General features: G+C 72.8%; 18 protein-coding genes. 9 read left to right on the top strand and 9 right to left on the bottom strand.

What is annotated here, in order from left to right; genetic code table 11:
* Positions 1–188: 188 nt before the first annotated feature.
* The 3 genes from FLW16_RS23990 to FLW16_RS23980 all read left to right on the top strand — a co-directional run bounded on the left by FLW16_RS23990 (position 189) and on the right by FLW16_RS23980 (position 2,148).
* Positions 189–722 carry a GNAT family N-acetyltransferase gene (locus tag FLW16_RS23990; RefSeq protein WP_142562361.1) on the top strand — a complete coding sequence of 178 codons (534 nt, stop codon included), beginning with the start codon at positions 189–191 and terminating at the stop codon, positions 720–722.
* Positions 723–770: 48 nt separating this feature from the next.
* Positions 771–1,214 (top strand): protein-tyrosine phosphatase family protein, encoded by a 444-nt coding sequence (locus FLW16_RS23985; RefSeq protein WP_142562360.1) that lies wholly within the window; start codon positions 771–773, stop codon positions 1,212–1,214.
* A 187-nt stretch (positions 1,215–1,401) separates the two neighbouring features.
* Positions 1,402–2,148: a sulfite exporter TauE/SafE family protein gene (locus tag FLW16_RS23980; protein WP_260615512.1), complete on the top strand. Its 747-nt coding sequence runs from the start codon at positions 1,402–1,404 to the stop codon at positions 2,146–2,148.
* On the opposite strand, the gene FLW16_RS23975 is transcribed toward FLW16_RS23980, so the two are convergent.
* Complete coding sequence (locus tag FLW16_RS23975; protein WP_142562359.1) at positions 2,133–2,324, bottom strand: hypothetical protein; 192 nt, start codon at positions 2,322–2,324, stop codon at positions 2,133–2,135. The two genes, FLW16_RS23980 and FLW16_RS23975, sit on opposite strands and share 16 nt — an antisense overlap.
* A 32-nt stretch (positions 2,325–2,356) precedes the next feature.
* Between FLW16_RS23975 and FLW16_RS23970 the strand changes: the two genes are divergently transcribed.
* Together FLW16_RS23970 and FLW16_RS23965 are read left to right on the top strand one after the other, a co-directional pair.
* Positions 2,357–3,049 (top strand): hypothetical protein, encoded by a 693-nt coding sequence (locus FLW16_RS23970; RefSeq protein WP_221891261.1) that lies wholly within the window; start codon positions 2,357–2,359, stop codon positions 3,047–3,049.
* A gap of 153 nt (positions 3,050–3,202) precedes the next feature.
* Positions 3,203–3,412, top strand: a complete 210-nt coding sequence (locus FLW16_RS23965; protein ID WP_142562357.1) for a hypothetical protein — start codon at positions 3,203–3,205, stop codon at positions 3,410–3,412.
* 16 nt (positions 3,413–3,428) lie between these two features.
* On the opposite strand, the gene FLW16_RS23960 is transcribed toward FLW16_RS23965, so the two are convergent.
* From FLW16_RS23960 to FLW16_RS23950, 3 genes are read right to left on the bottom strand one after another with little or no spacing between them, the layout of a single operon-like run.
* Positions 3,429–5,540 carry a prolyl oligopeptidase family serine peptidase gene (locus tag FLW16_RS23960; RefSeq protein WP_142562356.1) on the bottom strand — a complete coding sequence of 704 codons (2,112 nt, stop codon included), beginning with the start codon at positions 5,538–5,540 and terminating at the stop codon, positions 3,429–3,431.
* Positions 5,540–7,321 carry an N-acetylglutaminylglutamine amidotransferase gene (locus FLW16_RS23955; RefSeq protein ID WP_142562355.1) on the bottom strand — a complete coding sequence of 594 codons (1,782 nt, stop codon included), beginning with the start codon at positions 7,319–7,321 and terminating at the stop codon, positions 5,540–5,542. The genes FLW16_RS23960 and FLW16_RS23955 overlap by 1 nt, the downstream gene beginning before the upstream one ends.
* Before the next feature lie 3 nt (positions 7,322–7,324).
* Positions 7,325–8,464: a glutamate--cysteine ligase gene (locus FLW16_RS23950; protein WP_142562354.1), complete on the bottom strand. Its 1,140-nt coding sequence runs from the start codon at positions 8,462–8,464 to the stop codon at positions 7,325–7,327.
* Between the two features lie 212 nt (positions 8,465–8,676).
* Between FLW16_RS23950 and FLW16_RS23945 the strand changes: the two genes are divergently transcribed.
* The 4 genes from FLW16_RS23945 (at position 8,677) to FLW16_RS23930 (ending at position 12,149) form a co-directional block, all read left to right on the top strand.
* Positions 8,677–10,077, top strand: coding sequence for a cellulose binding domain-containing protein (locus FLW16_RS23945; protein WP_142562353.1), 1,401 nt, complete (start codon positions 8,677–8,679; stop codon positions 10,075–10,077).
* A 215-nt stretch (positions 10,078–10,292) separates the two neighbouring features.
* Complete coding sequence (locus FLW16_RS23940; protein WP_142562352.1) at positions 10,293–11,150, top strand: universal stress protein; 858 nt, start codon at positions 10,293–10,295, stop codon at positions 11,148–11,150.
* A gap of 131 nt (positions 11,151–11,281) precedes the next feature.
* The gene (locus FLW16_RS23935) at positions 11,282–11,767 is read left to right on the top strand and encodes a DUF6194 family protein (RefSeq protein ID WP_142562351.1); all 486 of its coding nucleotides are present in this window, start codon (positions 11,282–11,284) and stop codon (positions 11,765–11,767) included.
* Positions 11,768–11,840: 73 nt separating this feature from the next.
* Positions 11,841–12,149 carry an MTH1187 family thiamine-binding protein gene (locus FLW16_RS23930; protein WP_142562350.1) on the top strand — a complete coding sequence of 103 codons (309 nt, stop codon included), beginning with the start codon at positions 11,841–11,843 and terminating at the stop codon, positions 12,147–12,149.
* A gap of 28 nt (positions 12,150–12,177) precedes the next feature.
* On the opposite strand, the gene FLW16_RS23925 is transcribed toward FLW16_RS23930, so the two are convergent.
* The 5 genes from FLW16_RS23925 to FLW16_RS23905 form a co-directional block, all read right to left on the bottom strand.
* A complete protein-coding gene (locus FLW16_RS23925) occupies positions 12,178–12,861 on the bottom strand; it encodes an endonuclease V (RefSeq protein ID WP_142562349.1) in 684 nt (227 codons plus the stop codon).
* Positions 12,758–14,131: an MFS transporter gene (locus FLW16_RS23920; protein WP_142562348.1), complete on the bottom strand. Its 1,374-nt coding sequence runs from the start codon at positions 14,129–14,131 to the stop codon at positions 12,758–12,760. Before FLW16_RS23920 ends, FLW16_RS23925 begins: the two co-directional genes overlap by 104 nt.
* A 54-nt stretch (positions 14,132–14,185) precedes the next feature.
* Positions 14,186–15,091: a D-isomer specific 2-hydroxyacid dehydrogenase family protein gene (locus tag FLW16_RS23915; protein ID WP_142562347.1), complete on the bottom strand. Its 906-nt coding sequence runs from the start codon at positions 15,089–15,091 to the stop codon at positions 14,186–14,188.
* 126 nt (positions 15,092–15,217) lie between these two features.
* Positions 15,218–16,369, bottom strand: a complete 1,152-nt coding sequence (locus tag FLW16_RS23910) for a glutathione-independent formaldehyde dehydrogenase (protein ID WP_142562346.1) — start codon at positions 16,367–16,369, stop codon at positions 15,218–15,220.
* Between the two features lie 177 nt (positions 16,370–16,546).
* Positions 16,547–17,677: a sensor histidine kinase gene (locus FLW16_RS23905; RefSeq protein WP_185949565.1), complete on the bottom strand. Its 1,131-nt coding sequence runs from the start codon at positions 17,675–17,677 to the stop codon at positions 16,547–16,549.
* Positions 17,678–17,802 lie beyond the last annotated feature (125 nt).

The raw sequence follows: 17,802 nt of genomic DNA, 5'->3' as shown, positions 1-17,802 counted from the left end.
AGCACGAGGTGGAGAGCGCTCTCCGGTGTCGCGGGGGCGGCGTACGGGCACGGGCCGGTGGTCACGGACGGGGATGCGATGATCGGTTGCTGCGCCCACCGCGCGGAGTGGACGACGCGAACGTCCCTCGTCCGGCCGTGCGGGCGAGGCCGCCCGCACTCGAACGACCGTGAGGAAGAGCGACAGGAATGCCCGACCACCTGGCACTTCGACCCGTCACAGAAGCCGATCTGGACGCCTTCGACTCGGCCTTCCAGAGCGAGAGCGGCGCGACTCCGCACCAGTGGTTCGGATTCACGCCGACCATCGCGCTGCGGGAGGCGCTGCGCACCCGCGGGCTCCTGGCCGGAGCCGACAACATGCTCGCCGTCACGGTGGACGGCGAGCTCGCGGGGCGGGTCGAGTGGCTGGAGCGGCGCTGGGGCCGCCGTGACACGTCGCTGTGCTGGGAGATCGCCGTCGGCCTGCTGCCGGACTGGCGGGGCAGGGGAATCGGGACCCGGGCCCAGCGGGAACTCGTCCGCTACCTGTTCACGCACACGCGGGTGGAACGCGTCCAGGCGACCACCGACCCGGAGAACACGGCCGAGACACGGTGCCTGGAGAAGATCGGGTTCCGGCTCGAAGGCGTGGTCCGGCGTGCGCAGTGGCGAGGCGGGCGCTGGCACGACCAGCTCCTGTTCTCCATCCTGCGGGACGAGTTCGACCTCGCGTCCGGATGAGCCGGAAAATCGGCTGCCAGGGCGGCAGCGCGGGGGACAAGATGAGACATGCCCATCGATGATCTTCCTGGTGCCATCCGGCTTCCCGACGGCACCCCGGTGCGGGGCCGCGGCCTGAGACGTCCGACGCCGCCGGGCATCCTGCCCGATCACGGCCTCTACCTGGGTAGCCGGCGGCTCAGGCACAAGCACGACCACGGCCTCACCTGGCCACACGAGTGGATCGACTGGCCCGACTTCCTCCTGCCCCGCGACCGCGAGCACGCGATCGGCCGCATCCGGGCGCTGCACGCGCACGCGCGCGCGGGCCGCCGGGTCGAGGTCGCCTGCGGCGGGGGAGTGGGGCGCACCGGCACCGTGATCGCGTGCCTGGCCGTCCTGTCGGGCCTGCCCGCCGACCGCGCCGTCGCCTGGACCCGGGCCGAATACCATCCGCGGGCCGTGGAGACGCCCTGGCAGCGCCGCTGGGTGCTGCGCTTTCCCGCGTCCTGACAGACGAGTCGCGCCCGGGCGGGCGGTGTACGGCGAGGGGCGCGGCGACCACGGAAGCGGCGCCGCGTGGAGGGGATCCGCGAGCCGCCGCCACGCTGCCCGCGGCCGAGGGGAAGCCGGCGCGGGGAGAAGGAGACAGGCCGGGCGCGACCGTCCGAAACCCGTATGGTTGGGTGCCCTTGTGCTTGTGGACGTGCTGGGGCTGGCCGGGGTCGGCCTCGTCGCCGGAGTGGTCAGCACGGTTGTGAGCCTGGCCTCGATCGTGTCGTACCCCGCGCTGCTGGCCTTCGGCCTGCCGCCGCTGGCCGCGAACGTCACCAACACGGTCGCGCTGCTGTTCACCGGTGTGGGAGCGGCGGCCGGGTCGCGGCCCGAACTGGCAGGCCAGGGACGTCTCGTCGGCCGCATCGGCTTCGCCGCCGCGCTGGGCGGCGCGGCCGGCGCCGGGCTGCTGCTGGTCACGCCGTCGCGGACGTTCGAGATGGTCGCCCCGTGGCTGGTCGCGGGCGCCTCGCTGCTGCTGTTGCTGCGCCCGCCACGACCCGGCCAGGTGAGCCTCGGCGGGGAGAGGGGCCTGGGGCTGCGCGTGGGCGTCTTCTGCGTCGCCGTCTACACGGGCTACTTCGGCGCCGCCGGCGGGATCATCATGTTCGCCGTGCTCGCGGCGGCGCTCGACCGGCCGGCGGCGGGCGTCAACGCGGTCAAGAACATCATCTCGGCGCTCGCCAACGCCGTCGCGGCCGTCTGGTTCGCCGTCTTCGGCCCGGTCGACTGGGCGGCGGTGGGCCCGCTGGCCGTTGGGTTCCTCGTGGGCGGCTGGCTCGGCCCGGCGGTCGCGCGCCGCCTGCCCGGCCAGACGCTGCGCCTCGCCGCGGCCGTCTGCGGCCTCGCGGTCGCGGTCAAGCTCGGCGTCGACGCCTACCGTGGCGGCTGAGCAGCGATCCCGGGCGGCTCCGCCGCCGCGACGGCCTCGGCGTGCCGGGCCCGCAGGCGCTCCCGGATCTCCTCGGGCGTGTACGCACGCCGCCGGCGTTCGGCCCGGGCGAGCACCACACCGGTCGCCGCGACACCCGCGAAGGCCGCCAGACCGAGTATCTTCCACCAGCGCATGTGCCTAGGCTACTGCCGTGGCTCATACGCGGATAAGTCTCGACAAGGCGCTCGAACTAGCCCGTACCGGCGACCTCTGGGTGTTCCGCGGACGCAGTGTGCCGGACCGCGCCATCCAGGTCACCACCAACAGCCCGGTGAACCACGTCGGCATGGCCGTCGTCATCGAGGACCTGCCGCCGCTCATGTGGCACGCCGAACTCGGCCGGTCGCTGCCCGACATGTGGTCGGGCACGCATCAGCGCGGCGTCCAGTTGCACGACATGCGTGACGCGGTCTGCGTCTGGGCGGCCAGGTATGGCCAGCGCGCCTGGCTGCGGCAGTTGGAGCCGTCCGTCACCAGGGAGATGGAGGACGCCGTCCTGCGGACGATCGCACGGCTGGACGGCACGCCGTTCCCGTCCACGGCCCGCCTGGCGGGGCGCTGGCTGCGCGGGCGGCTGCCCTCGCTCCGGCGCGGAGCACGGGACGGCACGAAAGACGGCACGCGGGACAGCGGTCAGGACAACGCGCGGGACCGTGCGCTGGACCGTGCGCTGGGGACGGCCTACTGCGCCGAGGTCGTCGCCGTGACGTACGAGGAGATGGGCCTGCTGCCCGCCGGCCGCCGCCCGAACTGGTATGACCCCGGAAGGTTCTGGAGCGGCGACAACCTCGTGCTCGGCGGGGGGCACCGGCTGGGCGGAGAGATCGCGGTCGACGTCCCCGGCGGCGAGGCGCCCTGACGGGACATCGAGGGGACCGGTCACACCTACTCGCCGGTACGCACTCGTTCCGAAGTTTTTCTCCCAGCGGTCAACCTAGGGCCACTAAGGCGCGTCAGGTGTAGGCACCGTTCGTCCAGACCCGGAGGGCAGAGCCCCATGCCTACTCCTGAGATGAGACGCGAGGATCTCGCCGGGACCACCGACCGAGAGCGGCAGGCGCGTCTCGCGCTCGACGCCATACGCCGCCAGGGTCCAGAGGCGGTGCAGGAGGAGACGCTCCGCATGAAGTCCGAGTTGTTCCGGTTGTATGGCTGGGAGGGGTACCAGCGGGTCATCGCCAAGATGGAGAGCGACCTGGCGCGGCTGCACGAGTCGCGCTGAGAGCCGCCGCCGGGACTCATCCGGAGGAGACGCCGGTCAGGCGCCGTCCGAGCCACTCGGTCACCCGCCTCACGAACCTGACCCGGTTGGCCCGCCGCCGGATCTCGTGCCCCTCGTCCTCGAACAGCAGCAGCTCGCAGGGCACGCCCCGGCCCCGGGCCGCGGCGACGACCTGCTCGGCCTCGTACACCGGGACGTTGGTGTCCCGCGCGCCGTGCACCACGAGCAGGGGAGCGGCCAGGCGGTCGAAGGCGTGCAGGGGCGACAGGGCGTGCAGCAGGTCGCGGTCGGCCTCCGGATGGCCGTACTCGCTCACGGCGGCCGCCGCGATCCAGGGCTCCGTGCGCTCGTAGAAGGTGGCGAAGTCCGCCATCCCGCACACGTCCACCCCGGCGCGGAAGAGCCGTGGATAGGTGACGAGCGCGGCCAGCGTGAGGTAGCCGCCGTACGACCAGCCCAGGCACGCGAGCCGGGCGGGGTCGGCGAGCCCGGCCCGCACCAGATGGGCCGCGCAGTCGGCCACGTCGTCGATGGCGCGGAAGCGCAGCGCGTGGTTGTCGGCGTCCCTGAAGGCCCGCCCGAACCCGGCCGAGCCGCGCACGTTCGGCGCGAACACGCCGATGCCGGCGGCCACCAGGCACTGGTACAGCGGGGTGAACACCGGTCGCTCCTGGTCCTCGGGCCCGCCGTGCAGGAAGACCGCGTACGGCGCCGGGCCCAGGACGCCTGGTGGCCGGTAGAGCCATCCGCTGAGCTCCAGCCCGTCGCGGGCCGGAACGCGCACGAGTTCGGCGTCCACGGCCCCGGCGAGCCGGCCGGCCCCCGCGACCGGCAGGTAGTGGCCCGCGTCCAGGTCGCACAGCACGACGTGCGACGGCTGGGCCGGCCCCTCGACGGCGAGCACGGCCATCCGGCCGTCCAGCGAGAGTCCGATCGAGGAGACCACCTCCCCGGGCGGAGCGGGGAGCGGACGTCGCGCCCACCCGGGGCCGCCGCCGGTCCATGCATCGAACCCTGCACCGGACCCTGCCGCGAACCCGGCCGCCGCGCCGCCACTTGCGCCACCGACCGAGCCTCCGGCGCTCGTGGCGGCCTCGGCATTCGCGCGCCCGGCGCCCGCGCCCCCGGCGGCCCCCGCGCGTCCGGCGTCCTCGGAACCGCCGCCGGGGCCGCCGGAGGGGCCGTTGGCCGCCTCCAGCACCTCCAGTTCCGAGCGTCCTGCCGCGTTCCACACCAGCACGAGGCGGCGGCCGTCCACGCTGAGCGCGAAGCGGTCCAGTTCGGCGTCCGGGCGTTCGGCCACCACGGCCGGCAGGCCCTCGGAGCCCCCGCCGACCGGCCCGTTCACCGGCCCGTTCACCGGCACGGCGACCAGCGCGGCACGGTCCCGGCCCGCGTCGGTCAGCAGATAGGCGGTTCCGCCGTCCGGGGAGAGCACGCCGTGCTCGGTCGAGCCGGGCAGGTCGGCAAGCAGCGACCGCTCGGCGCCGCCCCCGGACGGGCCCGCGCCGCCCCCCGGGAGGTGCGCGCCACCCGGGGAAAGGTACTTGACGTACATCCGCCGGACTCCGCGAGGGCCGTGCCGCAGCAGCACCCTCGCGTGGTCGCGGCTGACCGCCTCCGGGTGCAGGAGCGGCCCCGCGGCGACCGTCTCCCGGCTCCCGGTGGCCGCGTCGATCAGCAGGGCCTCGGTCAGCCCGGCCGCGGAGACCTCGGCCACCAGGAGCAGGTCGCCCCGGCCGGTCCACTCGACGAACCACGCCGATCCGTCCTCGGGCGCGGCCAGCGGGCGCAGGTCGCCGCCGTCGGTTCCGACCGTCCAGACCTGCGTGTGCTCGCCGCCGCCCGGTGCCACGAGCACGGCCAGCCGGTCTCCGGCCGGCGACCAGCTCACGTCGGCGACCGGCTCGGGCCCGGTGTCGACGACCCGTGCCCGCCCGCCCGGCCCCAGCGGCTGGACCCAGACCCGCGGCGCGCCGTCCCTGTCGCTGACGTACGCGACGGCGCGCCGGTCCGGCGCCAACGCCGGCGCCCAGCAGCCCCAGGCGTCGAGAACCGCGGCGTCGAGGAACCCGGAGTCCAGGGACCCGGTGCCGAGGAACCCGGTGCCGAGGAGGTGCTCCGCCATCAGATTCCTTGAGCCTGCAGCCACATCTCCAGCAGCCCGAGCTGCCACAGCATGTTGACCCCCGTCGTGGTGCGGTGGGCCTCCCGGTTCTCCAGCAGCTCCTCGACGTACGCCTTGTCGAACAGGCCGCGGGAGCGTGCGGCGGGCGCGGTGAGCGCGTCGCGCACCAGATCGAGGAACGGCCCGTCGATGTGCCGGATCGCGGGCACCGGGAAGTAACCCTTGGGCCGGTCGACGACCTCGCGCGGCAGCAGCGCCCGGGAGGCCTCCTTCAGGATGCCCTTGCCGCCCCCGGCGAGTTTGAGCTCCGGCGGGCACGCCGCCGCCAGCTCGACCAGCTCGTGGTCGAGGAACGGCGTGCGGGCCTCCAGACCGTGGGCCATCGTCATGTTGTCCACGCGTTTGACCGGGTCGTCGGCGAGCATCAGCCGGGTCTCCAGACGCAACACCGCGTCGAGCGCGGTCTCGGCGCCCGGCCGGTCGAGGTGACGGCGGACGACATCCGCGCTCACGTCCTGCTCGGCCAGGTGGTCCGGTGCGACGATGCCGGCGAGGTCCTCGTGCGGCCGGTCGAAGAACTCCCGGGCGTACGTCGCGAAGGCCTCCTCGCGTGGCACGGCGGCCAGCGGCGGGAACCAGCGGTATCCGGCGAACACCTCGTCGGCGCCCTGCCCGGACTGCACGACCTTGACGTGTCTGGCCACCTCTCCCGACAGCAGGTGGAAGGCGACGCAGTCGTGGCTGACCATGGGCTCGCTCATGGCCCGCACCGCCTCCGGCAGGCCGGAAAGCAGGCGGGAGTCCTCGATGAGGATGCGGTGGTGGTCGGTGCCGAAGCGTTCGGCGACCAGGTCGGAGTAGTGGAACTCGTCTCCGGCGTCGCCGCCGGCCGCGTGGAATCCGATGCTGAACGTCGACAGGTCCCGCTGGCCCTCCTCGGCGAGCAGGGCCACGATGACGCTGGAGTCGAGCCCGCCCGACAGCAGCACGCCCACAGGCACGTCCGCGACCATGCGCCTGCGGACGGCGGCGCGCAGCCGGTCGAGCACGGCCTCGCGCCAGTCGTGCGCGTCCATCCCCTCGTATCGCGGCAGGCGGGTGAAGGGCGGGTCCCAGTAGACCGTGTCATGGGAGGTCCCGTCGGCCTCGACCGTGCGTATGGTCGCCGGAGGCAGCTTGCGCACGCCGGCGAGGATGGTGCGCTCGCCGGGCACCAGCGAGTGGAAGGTCATGTAGTGGTGCAGCGCGACCGGGTCGATGTCGGTGCTCACCTCGCCCCCGGCCAGCAGCGCGGGCAGGGTGGAGGCGAAGCGCAGCCGCCGCCCGTCCCCTGACACGTACATCGGCTTGATGCCGAGCCGGTCGCGGGCGAGCGTCAGCCGTCCCGTCGCCGGTTCGAAGACGGCGAAGGCGAACATTCCCGCGAAGCGGTGCACGCAGTCGGGTCCCCAGCGGTGGAACGCCTTGACCAGGACCTCGGTGTCGGAGTCGGAGAAGAAGCGGTATCCCTCGGCCCGCAGCTCCTCGCGCAGCTCACGGTAGTTGTAGAGGCAGCCGTTGAAGACGGCGGCCAGGCCGAGGGAGGAATCCGCCATCGGCTGGGCCGCCTTGTCCGACAGGTCGATGATTTTCAGTCGCCGGTGGCCGAGGGCGACCGGGCCCTGCGACCACAGGCCCGACCCGTCCGGGCCGCGATCGTGCATCGCGTCGGTCATCCTGCCCACCGCGCCGATGTCGGCGTGCCGCCCGTCGAACCGGATCTCGCCGGTCAGTCCGCACATCTCCTACCTCCCGGCCGCCGCGAGTCGCCGGTCCCCGGATCTCGTCTCGGCCAGCAGGAGGTCCACCACGTCGGTCAGGCGGCCGCCGCGCCGGAACGCCTCGCGCTGCCGGGCGGCCGATCCGCCGTCCGACAGCGCGCGGGCCGCCAGCGACGAGACGAGCGCCCAGTCGCCGGCCTCCTCCAGCTGCGGCCGGAGCCCCTCCAGCATCCGGCCGACGACCGTGCGGGCCGGCCTCGGCACGCCCTCGACGGGATCGACCAGCTCGCCGTCCAGCCCCGACCGCGCCGCCCGCCAGGAGGCGGCCCGCACCAGCTCCGTACGCACGGACTCCTCAGTGGCGGAGGGCGGCTCGCCGGCGGCGAGGGCGTCCAGCTCCCGGCCGACGAGCGCGCGGAACAGCCCGGCGATCAGCACGATGTCGTCCACGCGCGGGCAGGCGTCGCACACCCGCAGCTCGACGGTCGGCACGTGCGCCGACGGCCGGACGTCGAAGTAGAGCATGCCGGGATCGCTGATGACCCCCGACCGGATCAGCTCGTCCACCATCGCGTCGTACTCCTCGGCCGACTCGAACCGCGTCGCGGGTCCCGCGGTCGGCCAGCGCTGCCACACCATGGACCGGAAGCTCGCGTAGCCGGTGTCGGTCCCCATCCAGTACGGCGAGCTGCAGCTCAGGGCCAGCAGCGGCGGCAGCCAGGGAGCCAGCCGGTGTGTGACGGCCACGGCGAGATCGCGGTCGCGCACCTCGGCGTGCACCTGCGTGCCGCAGATGAGCTGCTCGCGGGCGAGTGCCTGGTAGTCGGCCAGCATCTGCTCGTAGCGCGGATCGGGGGAGATCTTCATCGTCTCGGGATCGACCAGCGGGACCGTCCCCGCGGCGACGATGCCCAGGCCGAGGCCGTCCGCCGCGGCGACCGCGTCGGCGCGCAGCCCGGTCAGCTCCCGGGAGAGGTCCTCCAGACGCGTACACGGCCGGGTGTTGGCCTCCATGACCGAGCGGTGCAACTCCTGCGTGAACCGGTCGGGTGGCAACTGCTCAAGCAGCAGACCGGCGCGCGGGACGAGCTGCCGGGTCCCCAGGTCGACGACGTGGAACTCCTCTTCGACGCCGACCGCCATGTCCCGTGCGAGGTCTGTCATGTAGCCGCTCCCCAGGCTGATGAGTGCTTTGGTGTCCTCTGCCCTGAAAGTCGGCTTACGCACCTCTCTGGTTTGGCATGGTGATGAAAGTTACAGGCCCTCACCGGAGGATCCCCAGCTCACCGGGAGCGTCCGTGAGGGCGCCTTGACCGGGCCGCCGCCCCGCCGCCACGATCTCGGCGTTCCGAGCACCGTGACCGCAGGAGAGCCCGATGACCGGCCGCGCAACCTCCGTCCGACGCCGCATCTGGGCGGCCGCCGTCGCCGCGGTGCTGCTCACCGCCTGGCCCGCCGCGACCCCGGCCGGCGCGGTCGACGACCCGCCCGCGCCGGTGACCGGCAGCGCGACCTACTTCGACGGCCTCGGCTCGCCGTACGGCGGCTGCGGCCTCCCGCAGTCGGAGCTGGACTCGCAGGACTTCGTCGCGCTCAACGTGTACGACACCCCCGGCGACTACTCCTTCTACCCCCGCCCGCTGACCGGCGCGAACGCGTCCAAGGCCGGGCTGTGGAACAACGGCCTCAACTGCGGCCGGTACGTGAAGGTGACCGTCTCCGACTACTGCACCGGCGTCAACGACGGCGCGCCCGGCCAGGCGTTCTGCCGCAACGGCTCGTGGGTCTCCGACGCCTACAACGGCGCCACGCTCACGATGCTCGTCGCCGACAGCTGCGGCGACTCCAACGGCTGGTGCCGCGACGACCGGTATCACCTGGACCTGTCGAAGCCGTCGCTCAACAGGTTCGCCAAGAACGGGGCGCCGGTCGGGGACATGTACCCGAACCACTGGAACAACCGCCACGTGACCTGGTCGTTCGTCCCGGCGCCCGGCTACAGCGGCGACATCAGGATCGGGTTCATGAAGGGCGCGCAGGCGTGGTGGCCCGCGATCGCGGTCTCCCACCTGCCCAACGGCATCCACGGGGTGGAGTACTACGCCGACGGCGCCTGGAAGCAGGCCCAGATGAACTCCGACATGGGCCAGTCGTACATCATCGGCGGCGTCACACAGGGGGCGACGCGGTTCCAGATCCGGGTGCGCGACGTGTCCGACGCGCTGGTGAACGGCGGCCGGGTCTACAGCTTCGCCCTGCCCGCGTCCTGCGGATCGCAGTGCGGCGCGGACTACACCGAGGCGAGCTACACCACGACGACGCCCAGCGGCTCGCCGTCACCGTCGCCGTCACCGTCCGCGTCGCCCTCGGCATCCCCGTCCGCCTCGCCCTCCGCCTCGCCGTCGGCGTCCCCGTCCGCGTCCCCGTCCGCGTCCCCCTCCGCGTCGCCCAGCCCCAGCCCGTCCCCCTCGGCGAAGCCCGGGACCTGCCAGGTGACCTACCAGGTGGCCAGCTCGTGGCAGGGCGGGTTCACGGCGAACGTCACGGTCAAGAACACCGGCACCGCCGCCTGGCAGAACTGGACGACCACCTGGGACATGCCGTCAGGAGTGAGCCTTGTCAGCGGCTGGAGCGCGACCGTGACCTCCAGCGGCACCCGCTGGACGGCCAAGGCGCCCTCGTGGGCGACGAACCTCGCGCCCGGCGCGTCGGCGAGTTTCGGCTTCCAGGCGTCCGGCCCCTCCTCTCCGGGGGCGAGCGGGTTCACCTGCCCCTGACCCTCCGACCTGCTACCTGGCCCTCCGACCTGCTCCCGACCTCCGGCCGGCTCGCGTGCCTCGGCACCACGCGAGCCGGCCGCGCCGCGTGAGCACCCTCCCGCGATCTGTGCCTGCATCGGGAGGAGAAAGGTCCCTCAGAGCAGGGACCAGCGGCCCTGCCCCGGACGAGGCGCAGGCGGTCGGATTGGGGGCAGGAGCCAGAAGGAGGAGCCATGACCGAACCCGTCGTCGTGGGCACCGACGGATCGCGCGCCGCGGCCGCCGCGGTGGAGTGGGCCGCGGGCGACGCGGCGCGCAAGGGCCTGCCGCTGCGCATCGTCCACGCGGTGGACCGCCTGCCGTACGAGATCGCGCGCTATCCGATCCCGATCGAGGACCAGCTCGACCGGGCCGGCCGGCGGATCCTGGAGGAGGCCGAGCAGGCCGTGCGGGAGACCCGTCCGGCCGTCCATGTGACCACCAGCATGATCGATGGCGACCCGTCCCGGGTGCTGCGGCAGGAGGCCGGGAACGCGGCGGAGGTCGTGATCGGCAGCAGGGGCCACGGCGGGTTCGCCGGCATGCTGCTCGGGTCGGTCGGCATGCACGTCGCCGGTCAGGTCGACGCTCCCGTCGTCGTGGTGCGTGCCGGGGTGTCGGCGCCCCACGGGCTGGTCGTCGTCGGAATCGACGGCTCCGAGGAGGCCGGCGCCGCCCTGACCTACGCGTTCGAGGAAGCACGGCTGCGCGACTGCCGGCTGCTCGCCCTGTACGCCTGGCAGCTTCCGGTGCACCCCTTCGCGCCCGAGATCACCTATGACGTCGACGAGGTGCGCAAGGCCCAGGAGGACTATGTGGCGGGCGCGCTGCGGACCCACCGGGACCGGTATCCCGACGTCGCCGCCGAGATGCGGGCCGTCTGCACGCACCCGGTCGCCGCGCTGGTCGAGGCCGGGGAGAAGGCCGACCTGCTCGTCGTGGGGTCGCGAGGGCGCGGCGCCGTCGGCGCGGCGGTGCTCGGCTCGGTGAGCCGGGCGGTCCTGCACCACGCGCACTGCCCCGTCGCGGTGGTGCGGCCTCCCCGGCGCTGACACCGAGCGCGCGCGTCTTACCTCCCATTTGAGGGTTGACGAAGGGCCTGTAGAGGATTTCCGGAAAAAGTCTCATATAGGACTTGAATGAGAAACTTGAAGGAGGAAATCCAGCGAGAAAAGGACCTCGTGTGACCGAGAACGACATCATCGAATTCGTGACCGGCCTGCCGGGTGTCGTCGCCTTCACCGCCGCGGAGGACAACGGCGCCCCGCAGGCGGCATGGGGAGACACCTTCTTCTACTACGACCCCGACGACGAACCGGCCAACCGGAAGATGCCCTTCGCCACGATCGTCGTGAAGGATTACGCGGGGTTCGACACCGCCTCCGACCTGAACCGCCCCGGCGTCTTCCGGGTCAACATCGGGGTCGGCCGCGCCGTGTTCGAGGAACTGCTCGGCTATCCGCCGGCCGCGCACGCCGCGCACCACGAGGCGCTGGACTACCGTGTGCCGGACCGCATCCTGCCGCACCCCGTGTACGCGGCCCAGTCGTGGATCTGCGTGCTCAACCCCGGCGACGCCACCGCCGCACGGGTGCGTGCCCTCCTCACCGACGCGCACGCCCGTGCGGCCGCCCGCCACACGACAGGTGAGCGGGCCACCCGCGCGTGAGCCGCCCGCACCCGCTGCCGCCCGGCGGCGGGTGTTAGCGTGGCGCGGAGGATGCGATCTTCGAGGAGGTCTCATGTCGGTTCTCGTCGCGTTCAGCGTCACGCCGATCGGCGCCGGTGAGGATGTCGGCGAGATGGTGGCGGAGGCGGTGCGCGTGGTCCGCGCGTCAGGACTGCCCAACCGCACCGACGCCATGTTCACCACCGTCGAGGGGGAGACGTGGGACGAGGTGCTCGGCGTCGTCAAGGACGCGGTCGCCGCCGTCGAGGCCCGCTGCTCCCGCGTCAGCCTGGTGCTCAAGGCCGACGCCCGCGCCGGGCAGGGCAGGCTCGACGCCAAGGTCGCCACCGTGGAACGTCACCTCGCCGAAGGCGCCCCCTGATCACGGCCGGAGGCGCGTGCCGCGTCGGTCAGGTGGAGGCGGCCAGGGCGGCCTTGAGCGCCGAGCGGGACAGGTGGTCGGCGGCGCGCGTCGTCTCGGGGAGCCGGTGACGAGGGGTCAGGGCCAGCACGTCGTGGCAGGCGGTCTCCAGGTCGACGCGGTGGCCGACGGAGACGAAGACCGGTTTGACGCCGTCCCGGGTGCGCAGCACCCGGCCGACCACCTGGCCGTCCAGGAGCAGTTCGCTCCACGAGCCGCGCTCCCGGCCGGGCGGCTCGAAGGAGCCGACGAAGGCCGTCTTGCCGACGCCGATCGTGGGCAGGCCGGTGAGCACCCCGAGATGGCAGGCGAGGCCGAACCGGCGCGGATGCGCCAGGCCGTACCCGTCGCAGACGATCAGGTCGGGCGTGACGGTGAGCCGCTCCAGCGCCTCGACGAGGCTGGGCAGTTCGCGGAAGGCGAGCAGGCCGGGCACGTAGCCGAAGGCGGGCCGTCCCGGCACCGTCACCTGCTCGACCACGTCCAGGCTCGTCCCGTCGAGCACCACGACCGCGGCGGCCAGCAGGTCGTCGGCGTAGGCCACGTCCACCCCCGCGACCAGGGCGGGATCACGGGGACCCGGACCGGTCAGGTCCAGCCGGTGCCGCAGGGCGTCCTGGATCGCCTCCGCCTCCTCGGCGGTGGCCGGAGCGGCGATGGAGCAGACCTTCATGCGGGAACGATAGACGCCACCCGGGAGCGCGGCGGAGCGACCCCGTCGATCCCGCATCTTGGCCGGCCGCGGATCGCCGGGCCCGCAGCAGCGGGACGGCGGCGGCGAGCGCGGCGGCGGTCGCGAGTGTCGCGGGCGCGGCGCCGCCCAGCTCGGCCAGCCGCTCCACGGGGCCCTCCAGAAGACCCGCCACTCCGTCGGCCAGAGTCGTGAGGACGACCAGCAGGGCACCCGTCCGGCCGAGCAGCCGGTGGGGCGTGACGGCCTGCCGGTGGCTGAGCAGGGCGACGGCGGCGATAAGCGTCCCGGCTGCGGGGACGGCGGTCCCGAGGACATACCAGATCCACCCCGGCCCGGTCCCGGACATGGCGAGCAGCAGGGTGAACGGCCCGCTCACGAGCAGGGCCCACCAGGCCAGGCGGACCGTCCCGAGCCTCCGATGCAGCAGCACGGCGAGCAGCGCCCCGAGGACGGACGGGATGTACGCCGGCCCGCTCATCAGCCACCAGGCGTACCCGCTGTTCGTCCCTCTCAGGCCGAGGAACGCCGCCTCCCACGCCTCGCCCGCCACCGCGTCGGCGATCTCGGCGGACAGGGCCGACAGCACCAGATAGAGGGCGATCGCCCGCAGCGCCGGATGCCGGGCCGTGAAGCGGATCCCCTCCGCCGTCTCCCGCCACAGCCCCACCCTGGGCGGCGGCGGGCTCTCGACGGCGGAGACGCCTTGGAACAGCGCCGCCGCCGCGGCCAACGCCAGGCCGACGGCGAACGGGAACGCGGGACCCTGCCAGATGGCCCCCGTCAGCCTCATCGGCACGACGACGATCTGCGGCAGCAGGACCAGCAGCAGGACGTTCGCCGGAAGCAGGCGCCCGCGCCGTACGACGGACGGCAGGTAGGCGTCCCGGCCGAGCCCCGTCACCATCGCCAGGACGCCGCTCGCCGGCATCACCGCGAGGAGAAGGGGCCAGGTGGGCGCTCCGAGAGCTCCGGCCGCCGGGACGGATGCGAGGGCCGCCGCTCCCAGCAGCGCCGACACCACCAGAACGGACCGGCGTCGCGTCCGGTCGATCAGCACTCCCAGCGGCAGCGCCAGCACGAGGATCGCGACCGGCTCCACCGTCCGGTCGAACATGATGAGGAGCTTCGTCAGGACACTCCCGTCAGGGGTCCACAGAGCCGGTTCGGCCAGCGGGTAGGAGACGCAGACGACGGCGGCTGCGAGCGCGAAGAGCGCGAACCGCCGTCGTGCCGGGCTGGGGGAGGCCATCCGGCGATCTTCGTCGAGACCGTAGGGTCCCCGCAAACGGCGCCGGCAGGCGCGTCAGTAGCCCCGCGCCGGATCGATCCTGCCCAGGAGCGGCTCTCCCCGCAGGTAGCGGGCGACGTTCTCGCGCACGCGCTCGGCGAGGCTCTCGGTGAGGCGGGCCTGCGGGTTGGCGCTGTGCGACGTGATGAGCACGTTCGGCTCGGCCCACAGGCCGTGCCCGTCCGGCAGCGGCTCGGGGTCGGTGACGTCGAGGGCGGCGCCGCCGATCTCGCCGGCGCGCAGCGCGGCGAGCAGAGCGTCGGTGTCGACGAGCTCGCCCCGGGCCACGTTGACCAGCCACGCGTGCGGGCCCAGGGCGCGCAGCTCGTCCCGCCCGACCATCCGGTAGGTCTCCGGGGTGGCGGGAGCGGCCAGGATGACGTGATCGGCCCGTGGCCAGACGGCGGACAGATCCTCGAACGGCACGGTCGCTGCCGCGCCCTCCACGGGCTCGCCCGAGCGGTTGACCGCGAGGACGTTCGCGCCGAGGGCGCGCAGCGCGGGGATGACCGCCCTGCCGATGCCGCCCGCGCCGACGATGGCCACCGTGCTCGCGCGCAGCGTGCCGGGCTGGTCGCGCTGCCACGTACGGCTCCGGGCGGCGGCGGGCAGCCGGTGCACCCCGGCCAGCAGCAGGGCGAGGGCGTGCTCGGCGACCTGCGGGGCGTAGGCACCCGCAGCCGAGCACCATACACGCGTGGAGTCGACGAGCCCCTCCCGCGTCCATCGTTCGACGCCCGCGGAGGGCAGCTGGACCCAGCGCACGCTCGGCGTCAGGTAGTCCCGCACGCCCTCCGGCCGCGAGTCGGTCCAGACCAGCGCCTCCGCCCGGCGGGGATCGCCGACCACCTCACCGCCGGCGGCGCGAACGGATTCGACGATCAGCGGCGGGTCCGCCGGGGCCACACAGACGGTGAGCACGCCTGTCCCTTCCTGATCGCACCGGGCGCCTCCGCGGCGCGGCTTTCCTCCTCAAGAGTATGGTCCGCCCGCTTCGCCCGATCACCGGCCCGGCTCATCGAGATCAGGACGGGGGCCGCTGCGCGGTCAGCCGACCCTGTTCGGGTGCAGGACCACCTTGGTCCAGCCCTTCTCCCGCGCGTCGAAGTGCGCGTACGCCTCGGGCGCGTCGTCGAGGTCCAGCTCGTGCGAGACGATCCAGGACGGCCGGGCGCCGCCCTCGTGGATGAGGGCGGACAACTGGCGGTTGTAGTTCTTGACGTTGCACTGGCCGGTGCTCATCGTCTGGCCCTTGTACCAGAAGGTCCCGTAGTCGATGGCCACCTCTCCCCGCTTGTAGAGTTCGTTCCCGCCGCGGGGGTCGCGAGGGAGGAAGAGGCCGACGACGGCGATGTTGCCGGTGAACTTCACCGACTTGACCAGGTTGTTCAGCGTCATGTTGGGACGCTCCGTGCCCTCCGGGTCGTGCGCCTGGAAGCCCACGCACTCGCAGCCCCGGTCGGCGCCGATCCCCTGGGTGAGCTCCATGACCTGCTCGACGGGGGAGGAGCGGGAGTCGTCGATCGGGATCGCGCCGATCTCCTCCGCCTTGGCCAGCCGGTCCTGATGGTGATCGATGACCATCACGCCGCTCGCGTTCCTGAGCAGGGCGGAGTAGGCGGCCATCAGGCCGACCGGGCCCGCGCCGTAGATGACGACGGTGTCGCCCGGCTGCACGCAGGCGAGCATGGTCGCGTGCCAGCCGGTGGGCCAGATGTCGGCCAGCATGACGTAGTCGGTCTGCTTCTCCCGTGCGTCCTCGGGGAGGATGAGGCAGTTGAAGTCCCCGTACGGCACCCGCAGCAGCTCGGCCTGGCCGCCGTTGTACGGGCCCATCTCGGCGTAGCCGTACGCGGCGCCTGCCAGGCCCGGTTCGGGGTTGGTGGTCAGGCAGAAGGCCGTCAGGCCCTTCTCACAGTTGGCGCAGAAGCCGCACGAGATGTTGAACGGCAGGCACACCATGTCCCCGACCTTGACCTGGTCGACCGCGTCCCCGACCTCGACGACCTCGCCGAGGTTCTCGTGACCGAGGACCCGGCCCGGCGCGAAGGTGGTCCGGCCCTCGTACATGTGCAGGTCGGACCCGCAGATGTTGGAGGTGGTTACGCGGACGAGCACGTCGGTGTGCCGTTCGATCCGGGCGTCCGGAACGGTGGTGACTTTGACCTGTCGAGGGCCTTCGTAGACCACGGCTTTCATGGCTACTCGCAAACACGATCGTTACGGCAGACTTGTGCGAAGCGGCGCGCCGCGCCCGCTTTCCGCGACGGCGGCCCGGTGCCGACACACGTACCGGGCCGATGCGTTCCGGGCTCCCGTGCCCGCCCTGTATCGGTGTGAAGGCACGTACCCCGCCGGGTGGAGGAGAAAACCGGGTCAGCCGTGCGGCAATCGGAGGGGGAGCCGGGCGGCGAGCACGAAGCCGCCGTCGGGGGTCGGCCCGGAGAAGAACCGGCCCTGCGCGAGGGAGACGCGCTCCCTGATGCCGGCCAGGCCGTACCCGCCGCCGAGGGAGGGCGCCGCCCTGATCGTCTTCCCGCCGTGGTCGGCACGGTCCGGCGTGTCGACCACGGAGACCGCCACCTGGTCGCCGCTGACCTCGCAGGTGACCTGCACGATGGAGTCCGGTGCGTGCTTGCGCACGTTGCTGAGCCCCTCCTGCACCAGGCGGTAGCACGCGTGCGAGACCTGTCGCGGCAGCGCCCCCGGGGGCGCGTCGAGGCGGAGATCGACCTTGAGCCCGCTCGCCTGCGCCTCGCCGACCAGCCGGGCGATCGCCTCGGTGCCCTCGGCGAGGTCCCCGTCCTCGCGCCGGAGCACGGTGAGCAGGTGCCGCAGTTCGCCGAGCGCCTGCACGCCCTTGTCCTCGATGGCCGCCATCAGCTCCCGGATCTCGCCCGGCTCGGTGGTGTCACGGGCCATGCCCGCGTTGAGCACCATGGCGGTGACCGCGTGGGTGACGGTGTCGTGCATCTCCCTCGCGATCTTGCGGCGCTCCTCGGAGGCGGCGATCTCCTCGCGTTCGGCTACGCCGACACGTAGATCCCGGATGAGCCGCCGGTAGGCGTACACCCAGGTGCCGACCACCGCGGGCAGGTAGATGAGCGTCAGGGCGCGGACCAAGTTCAGATAGACCGAGTGGTCGGTGTGAGGGTTGCGGTAGTCGACGGCGAAGTAGACCACCGTCAGGGCCAGGGCGACGTACTGCCATCGGCGCACCCGATGCTCGGCCGTCATGGAGAAGACGGCGAGGATCATCGGCACGACCTGCCCGGTGACGCAGGCGCACACGGCCGAGGCGACGATCGCGGGCCAGGGGGTGCGGCGCCGCACCAGCATGGTCGCCGCGGTGATCGCCCCTATCGTGATCTCGAGCGCGTCCGGAGCGCCGCCCCAGATGGAGAAGCTGTAACCGATGAGTGTGGTGGGGATGGTGAACGCGAGGACGGCCGCGGCCAGCGCCGCGTCCACGAACCAGTCGCGATGAACGCCCCGTATGTTCCACATTCTGCTATTTTGCGACTTTTGCCCGATGTTCGTCACGTCGGCCGTCATCTTTTGACCGTGGCGGTCGCCGTATGGCGTGATCGAAGTTGACAGTGAGGCCTGTGATCGAACTGGGGACTGTCGTC

Origin of the sequence: Microbispora sp. KK1-11 (assembly GCF_006874435.1) — a bacterium.
In the GTDB taxonomy this organism is placed as follows: domain Bacteria; phylum Actinomycetota; class Actinomycetes; order Streptosporangiales; family Streptosporangiaceae; genus Microbispora; species Microbispora catharanthi.
Note: the sequence above shows the minus strand (reverse complement) of the source record. Positions and strands in the feature narration are given on the sequence as shown.